Origin of the sequence: Paraburkholderia sp. Ac-20336, from assembly GCF_017105025.1 — a bacterium.
GTDB lineage: Bacteria > Pseudomonadota > Gammaproteobacteria > Burkholderiales > Burkholderiaceae > Paraburkholderia.
On sequence record NZ_JAAGPS010000202.1, the window covers coordinates 1 to 7896 of the forward strand.

7 protein-coding genes and 1 pseudogene are annotated in these 7896 nt (G+C 67.7%); all 8 read left to right on the plus strand.

Annotated features, from left to right (window positions below; translation table 11 throughout):
* The first annotated feature begins 137 nt into the window (after positions 1 to 137).
* Positions 138 to 1199: a type III secretion system export apparatus subunit SctU gene (gene sctU / locus GXB81_RS29615; RefSeq protein ID WP_205991077.1), complete on the plus strand. Its 1062-nt coding sequence runs from the start codon at positions 138 to 140 to the stop codon at positions 1197 to 1199.
* A gap of 2 nt (positions 1200 to 1201) precedes the next feature.
* Positions 1202 to 3202, plus strand: a complete 2001-nt coding sequence (locus GXB81_RS29620; RefSeq protein WP_205991078.1) for an FHIPEP family type III secretion protein — start codon at positions 1202 to 1204, stop codon at positions 3200 to 3202.
* 16 nt (positions 3203 to 3218) lie between these two features.
* Entirely contained in the window at positions 3219 to 4190 is a 972-nt protein-coding gene (gene sctP / locus GXB81_RS29625) for a type III secretion system protein SctP (RefSeq protein WP_205991079.1), read from the plus strand.
* Positions 4191 to 4196: 6 nt separating this feature from the next.
* The gene (sctQ, locus tag GXB81_RS29630; protein WP_205991080.1) at positions 4197 to 5306 is read left to right on the plus strand and encodes a type III secretion system cytoplasmic ring protein SctQ; all 1110 of its coding nucleotides are present in this window, start codon (positions 4197 to 4199) and stop codon (positions 5304 to 5306) included.
* A complete protein-coding gene (gene sctR / locus GXB81_RS29635) occupies positions 5293 to 5949 on the plus strand; it encodes a type III secretion system export apparatus subunit SctR (protein WP_167044079.1) in 657 nt (218 codons plus the stop codon). The genes sctQ and sctR overlap by 14 nt, the downstream gene beginning before the upstream one ends.
* An 8-nt stretch (positions 5950 to 5957) precedes the next feature.
* Positions 5958 to 6221 (plus strand): type III secretion system export apparatus subunit SctS, encoded by a 264-nt coding sequence (sctS, locus tag GXB81_RS29640; RefSeq protein WP_167044082.1) that lies wholly within the window; start codon positions 5958 to 5960, stop codon positions 6219 to 6221.
* Positions 6218 to 7357: a helicase gene (locus GXB81_RS29645; RefSeq protein WP_205991081.1), complete on the plus strand. Its 1140-nt coding sequence runs from the start codon at positions 6218 to 6220 to the stop codon at positions 7355 to 7357. Before sctS ends, GXB81_RS29645 begins: the two co-directional genes overlap by 4 nt.
* Before the next feature lie 96 nt (positions 7358 to 7453).
* Positions 7454 to 7896 (plus strand): annotated as a pseudogene (locus tag GXB81_RS29650) (FHA domain-containing protein); the annotation flags it as partial.

Consider the following 7896-nt stretch of genomic DNA (forward strand, 5'->3'; position numbering starts at 1 on the left):
GGCGAAGCGGGCGGCGCTTCGCGCGCGCCGTCGGGACTTCGCATTCGCGCGCATGCTGCCGCCCGCGCGCCGCTAACGTGGCGTGACGGATGCCCGCCTCCCGCGGCGCGCCGTTCAGAAGCGCGAAGGACGCCGTCATGAGTGACGATAAGACCGAAGAGCCCTCAGAGAAAAAACTGAGAGACGCTCGCGAGGAAGGCCAGGTTGCGAAGAGCACCGATCTCGTCGAGGTCGCCCCGCTCGGCGCGCTCCTGCTGACCTTCACCGCCGGCCAGCGCTACCTGACCGATTCGCTGCGCGCCGTCGTGAACGACGCGCTCGACTTCACGCACGGCGACAGAACGCTGCAGGACCTGTCGGTCACGCTCTCGGACATGGGCTTCCACGCCATCGGCCTGCTGTGCGGGATCGCCGCGATCGCTCTCGTGGCGGCGGTCCTCGCGCTCTTCCCGCAGGTGGGCTTCGTGATCTCGCTGAAGGCGGTGAACCCGAAGCTCGACGCGATCAGCCCGGCTTCCGGCCTCAAGAAGATCTTCGGCATGAACGCCCTCATCGATCTCGCGAAGATGACGGTCAAGGCGATCGTGCTGATGGCGGTGATGTGGTCGACCATCAAGTCGTCGATGCCGGTCGTCGCCAGCTCGCTCGACGAAACGCTGGCGCGCCTGATCGAGGTGCTGTGGTCGGTGGTGACGCATCTCGTGACGGTCGCGCTCGGCGTGTTCATCGTGATCGGCGCGGTCGACTACAAGCTCCAGCACTGGCAGTTCATCCGCAAGAACCGCATGTCCAAGGACGAGGTCAAGCGCGAGCACAAGGACAGCGAAGGCAACCAGGAAGTCAAGGGCGAGCGCAAGCGGATAGCGCGCGAAATGAGCCAGGAAGAACCGAAGCGCGGCGTCGGCCGCGCGAGCGTCGTCGTCGTCAACCCGGTGCACTACGCGGTCGCGCTGCGCTACGACCCGGTCGAGTGCCCGCTGCCCATCGTGATCGCGAAGGGGCTCGACGACGAGGCGCTGCTGCTGCGCCGCTACGCGACCGAAAGCGGCGTGCCGATCGTCGCCAATCCGCCCGTCGCGCGAATGCTGCACAAGGTGCCGGAGAAGCAGCCGGTGCCCGAGGAACTATTCGAGGTCGTCGCCGCGATCCTGAAATGGGTCGACGGCCTCGGGACTCAACCCGCCAGAACGGAGAAGTGAACATGCCGAAGTCATTGAAACTGCCAGGCATCGGCGAAGCCGGCATCGCGATCCTGCTGGTCGCGATCGTCTCGCTGATGATCCTGCCGCTGCCGCCCGCCGTGATCGACGGACTGCTCGCGATCAACATCACGATCAGCGTCACGCTGTTGATGGTCACGATGTACGTGGGCCACATCGCGTCACTCTCGGCGTTTCCGTCGGTGCTGCTGTTCACGACGCTGTACCGGCTCTCGCTCAACATCGCCTCGACCAAGTCGATCCTGCTGCACGCCGACGCCGGCAACATCATCGAGAGCTTCGGCGAACTCGTGGTGGGCGGCAATCTGGTCGTCGGCCTGGTCGTGTTCGTCATCATCTCGGTCGTGCAGTTCATCGTGATCGCAAAGGGCTCGGAGCGGGTCGCCGAGGTCGGCGCGCGCTTCACGCTCGACGCGATGCCGGGCAAACAGATGAGCATCGACGCGGACTTGCGCGCGAACATCCTGACTCCCGAGGAAGCGCGCAAGAAGCGCATGCGGCTCGCGATCGAAAGCCAGCTGCACGGCGGCATGGACGGCGCGATGAAGTTCGTCAAGGGCGACGCGATCGCGGGCTTGATGATTACGATGGTCAACATCATCGCCGGGATCGCGGTGGGGGTTGCCTATCACGGCATGTCGGCCGGCGACGCGGCGAACCGCTTCTCAGTGCTGTCGATCGGCGACGCGATGGTGTCGCAGATTCCGTCGCTGCTGATCTCGGTCGCGGCCGGCGTGATGATTACCCGCGTCGACGAGGGCAACGGCGATTCCGGCTCGTCGCTCGGCGAGGACATCAAACGCCAGTTCACGAGCAGCGCGCGTGCGCTGTATTTCGCGGCGCTGCTGCTGCTCGGCTTCGCGGCCGTGCCGGGCTTTCCGGCGCCGCTCTTCGTGCTGCTCTCGGGCACGCTCGCGTTCGTCGGCTACCGGCTGCAGAAGAACCAGGGCGGCCCGGCGAAGGGCGGCGGCAAGCCGGTCGGCGCGTTGCAGCGGGCCGGCGCGAAAGGCGATGCGCCGTCGATCCTGCCCCGCCCGCCCGCGTTCACCTGCCCGCTCGGCGTGCGGCTCGCGCCCGACGTCAGCGGCCGGCTCGCGGCCGATGCGCTCGACAAGGCGTTCGACACGCAGCGTGCGGCGCTGCAGGCCGAGGTCGGGCTGCCGTTCCCCGGCATCATGATGTGGACCGACCCGACGCTGCCGGACGATACCTACGAAGTCCTGATTTTCGACGTGCCGCACGGCCGCTCGACGCTCGCCGAATCGCTCGCGAACGCGAAGAACGCCGCCGCGGCCGGGAGTGACACGAAGAGCGACGCCAAGGCAAAGGACGCGGCCGCGCCGACGCCGGAAGCACTGATCGCGGGGCACACGATCGGCCTGCTGCGCACCCATTCGCACCTGTTCCTCGGAATCCAGGAAGCGCAATGGATTCTCGACCAGTTGAACGAGGACTATCCGGGCCTCGTCAGCGAAGTGCAGAAGGCGCTGCCGCTGCAGAAGATGGCCGACGTGCTGCGCCGGCTGCTCGAAGAGCAGGTGCCGATCCGCAATATCCGCAGCATCACCGAAAGCCTCATCACCTGGGGGCCGAAGGAGAAGGACATGCTGATGCTGACCGAGTACATCCGGATGGAACTCGGCCGGCTGATCGCCTACCGCGCGACGGGCGGCGGCACGCGCGACATGCCGGTGGTGCTGGTCGACGTGCAGGTCGAACAGCACATCCGCCAGTCGATCAAGCAGACGCCGACCGGCAACTTCCTCGCGCTGCCGCCCGACGAGATCAACCGGCTCGTCGCGAAGATCGCGGAGATCGTCGGCGAAGCGCCGCGCGCGCAGATCGCGCTGGTTGCGTCGATGGACATCCGGCGCTACGTGAAACGGATGATCGAGGCGCGCCTGAACTGGCTGCCGGTCTATTCGTACCAGGAACTGGGCGCCCACGTCGACCTGCAGCCGGTCGGCCGGCTGACGATGTAACGGAGCCGGCGCCGACATGCATGCCCACTCCCCTCACCGGGTCCGCGTGATCGTGGACCCGTCCGCGCAGCCGGCGCACGACGCCGCGCCGCAGTCGGAACCGCTGCGCCGGCAGGCGGACCGGTTCCGGCAACTGCTGGCGAACGCAGCCGCCGAGGCAGCCGACGCGAATGCGGACGCGCTGTGCGAAACGGCCGACGCGTTCGAAGCGTCCGAGCCATCCAGTCCGGCGGACGACGCGCCGGAAACAACGGATGCCGGGCAGGCGCCGGCGGCCGAGCCCGAGGCGTTCGCGTTTCTCCCGCCGCTGTACGACGAACAGCGGCATTCGCAGGAGCAACAGTCGCGCGACGAATCGGGCGGTGAATCCGGCAGCGAATCGGGTGGCGGCCGGAACGAGCACGAGCGCGACGACGGCAAGCCGTTTTCCGGCGCTGCACGCGAAAGCCGAACCGGCGGCAACACCGGCGGCTTCGGTGCCTGGCCGCACAGTTCCGGCGTTGCCGCCGGCCCGGTCCGCGCGACCGGCAGCGGCAACGCTTCCGGCTCCCGCGCGAATCCAGGCGTCGTCGCGGCCGCGAGTCAGGCCGCAGGCTCCATCAATCACACGGCCGCGCTCAGGCACGCGCACGCGACACCCCATACCGCGCCGCGCGCAACCGCGATCGAGGCACCCACGCCCGTCGGCGATGACGTCCGGCGCCTCGTCGGCTCGATCGTCGAACAGGTCGCCGACTTCTGCTCGAACCCGGCGGTGCGCGAGCGCGGCGACTGGCGCATCACCGTGCCGATCGATTCGGCGCAACTGCCGGGCTGCACGCTCCACGTCGCGCTTTCGCGTTTCGACTTGACGCTTCGCTTCGACACCACGGACGACGCCTCGCGACAGCTAATCTTGCGGCATCAGACAACGCTCGGCGACCAGCTGAAACAGATGATGCAGACGCGCTTCGACGCATCGCACGAGATCGAGATCATCGTCACGTAATCGCACATGGACACCAATCAATCGCACCCGATGCACCGTACGCCCGTCGCGGTCTCGCTCGATCCGGCACGTCTGCCCTCGCTCGCCGCCGCGACCGCGCGCCAGCACCGGCTCGCGGTCGACGAGCGGCTGGGCGCCGTGCTATCGCATACGTTCGGCGTGACGGGCTGGTCGGTCGGGATGCGCAACGTCGTCGACGCGGCGCGCGCGGTCGTCGTGCGGCTGCGCTGGGGGATGCAGAGCGCGTCGCTACGCCTCGACGTCGCGCAGCACGCGGGGCTCGCGAGCCTGTTCGATGCGGACGGCGGCGCCCAGCCGGACAACCCGGCGCTGCGCCACGCGGTCGGCGCGCTGCTGCTCGCCCCGCTGGCGCGCGCGTTCGAGGCGTTCGGCATCGACGGCGTGGAGATCGCCGCGCTCGACCGCGCGCAGGAGGCGGGCCCCGGCCCGTGCTGTGCGCTCGCGTTCCGGCTCGGCGGCGAGCGTATCGACGCGACGCTCGAACAGATCGACGACGGCTGGCTCGACGCGCTGGAAGCCTTCGTCGCGCGGCAGTTTACGCCTTACGCGACGCACGTCAGCGGGATCGCCGTGCCGGGGCGCCTGACCATCGGCGAGAAGGCGATGAGCGTGACGAAGCTCGACTCGCTGCGCCCCGGCGACGTGCTGCTGCGCGCCGTGTCCGAACCCGTCGCCGCGCTGCTGCGGCATGCCGCCGAAGCTGCGCGCGCGCAAGTGGTCTGGGGCCGCTACGGCACCCGCCAGCTGCGCGTGCCGGTCGACCTCACCCAACAGAAAATGACCCTGACCGAGGACCCCACCATGAGCCACGACACGCGCTTCAGCGCCCCTCTCACCGACTCGATCGACTCGCCGGTCGGCATCAGCGATCTCGATCTGCCGCTGAAGCTCGAGATCGACACGGTGTCGATGCCCGTCGCGCAACTGTCCGCGCTGCGCGCCGGCTACGTGCTGGAACTGCCGACCCAGGTGCCCGACGCGCGCGTGCGCCTCGTCACCTACGGGCAGACCATCGGCTTCGGCGAACTGGTCAGCGTCGGCGACCATCTCGGCGTGCGTCTTCTTCGACTGTCGAGCGGCCATGATTCAGTTTAACGATCTCACCGGGCTGCTGATCACCGTCGTCGCGATCAGCCTGATCCCCTTCGTTGCAATGGTGGCCACGTCGTACGCGAAGATCGTCGTCGTGCTCGGGCTGTTGCGCAACGCGCTCGGCGTGCAGCAGGTGCCGCCGAACATGGTGCTGAACGGCATCGCCGTGCTGGTCTCCGCGTACGTGATGGCGCCGATCGGCATCCAGGCCATGCAGACGATGCAGAACACCCACCGCGCGCCCGGCGCCGATTCGTCGACCATCGTGTTCGACGCGTTCGATGCCGCCAGGGAGCCGTTCCGGGGCTTCCTCAAGAAGCATGCGGGCGAACGCGAGAAACGCTTCTTCGTGCGCTCGGCAATGGTGATCTGGCCGAAGGAGATTGCCTCGAAGCTGCGCGAAGACGACCTGATCGTGCTCGCGCCGGCCTTCACGCTGACCGAGATGACCGACGCGTTCAAGATCGGCTTCCTGCTGTACATCGCGTTCGTCGTCGTCGATCTCGTGATCGCCAATGTGCTGATGGCGATGGGCCTGAGCCAGGTTCAGCCGACCAACGTCGCGATCCCGTTCAAGCTGTTGCTGTTCGTCGTGATGAGCGGCTGGTCGACGCTGATCCACGGACTCATCATGACCTACCGCTGAGGCATCTCATGGAAACCGATACGCTCATTCGCGTCACCACCGAAGGGCTGCTGCTGTGTCTGACCGTCTCGATGCCGGTCATCGTCGTCGCGGCGGTATCGGGCCTCGCGATCTCGTTCGTGCAGGCGATCACCTCGCTGCAGGACCAGAGCATCTCGTACGCGGTGAAGCTCGTCGCGGTCGTCATCACCGTGCTCGTGACGGGCGCCTGGGGCTCCGCGTCGATCCTGCACTTCGCGAATGAAATCATCACGCTGGCGGTGCCGTCATGAGCTCGCGCATCCACGGCAACAACGGCCATTCGAACCATCAGGCCGATGAGCTTTCGCAGGAAGCGCATACCGAGCAGAAATTCGAAGCGGGCACCTTTACGCGCTTCAAGGTGCAGCGCGTCAAGATGCAGCGCGCGCGGATGCTGCACAACAAGATGGCGGCGGCGTTCTGGAAGGGCAAATCCTTCATGGGCGCGAACCGGCTGCCGTCGCCGTCCGCGCAGAAATTCGCCAGGCTCGGCCAGCGGCCGCGCCCCGAATCGTCGGGCAAGTCGCATGCGAAGGACACCGAGATTCGCGAGCAGCCGGACGACGGATCGCAACTGAACCGGTACGAGCACGAGCACCGGCGCGACGACGATCCGCAGAAACAGCATCAGCATTCCCACCCGCACGAGCACGAGCGTGAACATGAACGCGAGCGCGACCGGGATCAGCAGCAGCCGAAGCAGGATCAGGGGCGCGAACACGAACGCGATCAGCAGCGCCAGGACCAGGAGCCGCGCCGCGAGCGGGACGACGGCCAGCCGCAGCCGCAACAGCAACAGCAGGGGCAGCCCGACGGCCGCCAGCCGCGGCGCGACGGCGACAAGCGGGAACGCTCGACGCGCATCCAGGCGGCGAAAGTAGGCAAGATGCGGCCGGTGCGGTTGCAGGCGCTCGCGAGCCCAATGCAACTGCTCGCAAAGGAGAAGATCGGCTCGCCCGATCTGCCGTCGCGGCTCGCGGCCGACGGTACGCGCGCGGCGCTCGATCTGCTCTCGCAGATTCCGCACGACGGGCCGCTGCTGCTCGTGCCCTACCTGCTCCAGATGATGTCGCCGCTCAGCATGGTCAGGCGCCGTCAGCCGGCGCGGCTGCAGTCGTACCACAACGCATCGCTCGCCTACGCGCCCGCCGTGTCGCCGAAGCCCGCGGTGACGGCGAAGCTGCATGCGCTGTCGCTCGACACGGCGCTCGCGCGGCGCGACGCCGGCGTCGACTACAACGACGACGAGCAGTCGCTCGCCATGATCCGGCAGCGGATTCTCGACGCCGTCGGCGTCGCGCAATCGACGGCGGACGGCACGCCGGCCGCTTCGGATACGACGCTGCAAGTTCGCATGCCGCCCGCTGCGCCGGAGGCGAAAACCTAAACTGGATTCGACGGTTGCGGCTGCTAACAGCGGCGAAAACGACGGCCGCACCCTTCAGGTATTTCAGGTATCAGCGGATCAATGGGAACGACGAACATGAAAGCCCTTCGAGTACTGACCGGAACTCACGCCGGAGCCCAGGTCCAGCTCACGAGCGGCAGCTACCGGATCGGCGGCGCCGAAGATGCGGACCTCTGCATCACCGACTGGACCGTCGACGACGTGACGCTGGTCGTCGGCGAGGACGGCGTGACCCGCCTGCAGTCGTCGAACGGCGACGAGGTGCTGGTCGCCGATTTCGTCGCGGTGCCGTTCGGCGACGTGGTGTTCTGCGTCGGCCCGGAAGACGCGGACTGGCCGCGCGATCTCGATCTGCTTGCCGGATTGTGGAAGACGGCCGAGCCGCCGATCGAGGCGCCGGCGCACGATGCCGCCGTTGCAAGCACCGCGGACGACGCAAACGATGGGCCCGCGCGGAACGACGTGCCGCAAGCCGCCGCTAGCGACGCGGCCGGCACCGACGGCGCGCCCCGCCTCAA

Bases quoted from the DNA above. Each gene is read 5' to 3' on its own strand.
- GXB81_RS29620 (WP_205991078.1), top strand. From the start codon at position 1,202: ATGCCGAAGTCATTGAAACTGCCAGGCATCGGCGAAGCCGGCATCGCG.
- sctQ (WP_205991080.1), top strand. From the start codon at position 4,197: ATGGACACCAATCAATCGCACCCGATGCACCGTACGCCCGTCGCGGTC.
- sctP (WP_205991079.1), top strand. From the start codon at position 3,219: ATGCATGCCCACTCCCCTCACCGGGTCCGCGTGATCGTGGACCCGTCC.
- GXB81_RS29645 (WP_205991081.1), top strand. From the start codon at position 6,218: ATGAGCTCGCGCATCCACGGCAACAACGGCCATTCGAACCATCAGGCC.
- sctU (WP_205991077.1), top strand. From the start codon at position 138: ATGAGTGACGATAAGACCGAAGAGCCCTCAGAGAAAAAACTGAGAGAC.
- sctS (WP_167044082.1), top strand. From the start codon at position 5,958: ATGGAAACCGATACGCTCATTCGCGTCACCACCGAAGGGCTGCTGCTG.
- sctR (WP_167044079.1), top strand. From the start codon at position 5,293: ATGATTCAGTTTAACGATCTCACCGGGCTGCTGATCACCGTCGTCGCG.